Annotated in this window: 1 protein-coding gene; it reads left to right on the top strand. The window is 64.9% G+C overall.

The features are described from left to right. On the top strand, positions 1-1,491 hold a 1,491-nt coding region (locus HX846_RS36230), incomplete at both ends, for a condensation domain-containing protein (protein WP_256740406.1).

The following is a 1,491-nucleotide window of genomic DNA, read 5'->3' as shown; positions in this document are numbered from 1 at the left end:
CGAGCTGCAAAGCCGGATTGCCGCGATCTGGTGCGAGCAATTGCAGGTGACGCAGGTCGCCGCCGACGATCACTTCTTCCTGCTGGGGGGCAACTCCATCAGCGCCACCCAGGTCGTCGCCCGGCTGCGGGAAACCCTCGGCCTGGAACTGAACCTGCGCCTGTTGTTCGAAGCGCCCACCCTGGCGGCCTTCGCCACCAGCGTCGGGCAATTGCAGCAGGACGGCGGCGTGGCCCAAGGCGCAATCCATGGGTTGTCGCGCCAGGAAGACCTGCCGCAATCCCTCGCGCAAAACCGCTTGTGGATCACCTGGCAACTCGACCCGCACAGCAGCGCCTACACCATTCCCGGCGCCTTGCGGTTGCGCGGCGAGCTGGATGAAGACGCGGTGCGCGCAACCTTCCAGCAACTGATCCAGCGCCACGAAGCCCTGCGCACGCGCTTCTTCGAGCGCGATGGCCAGGCCTTCCAGCGGGTCGACGCCAAGGCTGATTTCGACCTGCAAGTCATCGACCTCAGCGATTTGCCTGCCGCCGAGCGGGAAGCCCGTGCCAAGCAGATTCGTGAAGACGAAGCCCGCACCCAGTTCGACCTGGAGAAAGGCCCGCTGCTGTGGGTAACGCTGGTACGCCTGGATGACGACGACCACCAACTGCTGGTGACCCTGCACCACATCATCGCGGACGGCTGGTCGCTGAACGTGTTGATCGACGAATTCTCGCGACTGTACGCCGCTGCGTCCCAGGGCCAACCCCTGGAGCTGCCAGCGCTGGCCCTGCAATACGCCGACTACGGAAGTTGGCAGCGCCAGTGGCTGGCCGAAGGCGAGGGCCAGCGACAACTGGCTTACTGGAAACAACAACTGGGCGACGAGCACCCAACCCTGAGCCTGGCCACCGATCACCCGCGTTCGGCGCAGCACCTGCGCAGTGCCTCGCGTCACAGTGTGCGTGTGAGCGCGAGCCTCGGCGAAGCCATTCGCAAGACTGCCCAAAGCCACGAATCCACGCCGTTCATGCTGTTGCTCGCCGCGTTCCAGAGCCTGCTCTATCGCTACAGCGGCCAGCGCGATATTCGCATCGGTGTGCCCAACGCCAACCGTCCGCGCCAGGAAACCCAAGGCCTGATCGGGTTCTTTATCAACACCCTCGTACTGCGCGCCGAACTGGATGCGCGCCTGCCCTTCGCCGAGTTGCTGACGGCAACCCGCACCGCAGCGCTGGGCGCCCAGGCCCATCAGGACCTGCCTTTCGAACAGCTGCTGGAAGCCTTCCCCCAAGCCCGGGAACAAGGCCTGTTCCAGGTGATGTTCAACCACCAGCAACGTGACCTCGGCGCCTTGCGCCGCTTGCCGGGCCTGCTTGCCGACGAGCTGGCATGGCACAGCCGCGAAGCCAAGTTCGACCTGCAACTGCACACTGAAGAAGACCGCAACGGGCGCCTGAGCCTGTCCTTCGACTACGCCGATGAGCTGTTCGACGCCGCCACCAT

The sequence above is a fragment of the Pseudomonas sp. K5002 genome, assembly GCF_013386655.1.
Taxonomy (GTDB): Bacteria; Pseudomonadota; Gammaproteobacteria; order Pseudomonadales; family Pseudomonadaceae; genus Aquipseudomonas.
The sequence above is the reverse complement of the archived record's forward strand: the minus strand, read 5'-3'. Positions and strand labels throughout refer to the sequence as shown.